1 protein-coding gene is annotated in these 372 nt (G+C 41.9%); it reads right to left on the bottom strand.

The annotated features are described in order from the left end of the window. Positions 1–301, bottom strand: a 301-nt coding sequence (locus FC98_RS13885) for a helix-turn-helix domain-containing protein (RefSeq protein WP_156637349.1), incomplete at its 3' end; no start/stop codon positions are given. Positions 302–372 lie beyond the last annotated feature (71 nt).

The following is a 372-nucleotide window of genomic DNA, read 5'->3' as shown; positions in this document are numbered from 1 at the left end:
TCTTTAGAGCGAGCAATTTTTTTGCGAAGGCCTCAATTGCTTTCTTATCATTCAATTCGGCCTTAAGACGGCGATTTTCCAGTTTAAGGCGCTCAACTTCGCTCATTTCAGATTCGGCTTTATGATGACCACGACGATCTTTAAGGGCTGGGAACCCATCACGATCGACTTTTAGAACCCATGCCCGCACTTGTTGATACGATACATTAAATTTAGCCGCCGTTTCCTTATAGTTCCGATTATGGGTAATGGCATATTCAACGATTTCAATGCGTTCTTCAAAGGTGGTTTGTTTAGCCATAATTGGGACCTGCTTTCGTTGCGATTTACTCGCTTGTTTATTAGTCCCATTATACTTTGATACCCATTGAC

The sequence above is a fragment of the Lentilactobacillus kisonensis DSM 19906 = JCM 15041 genome (assembly GCF_001434135.1).
Classification (GTDB): domain Bacteria; phylum Bacillota; class Bacilli; order Lactobacillales; family Lactobacillaceae; genus Lentilactobacillus; species Lentilactobacillus kisonensis.
This window is presented reverse-complemented; position numbering and strand designations above follow the sequence as displayed.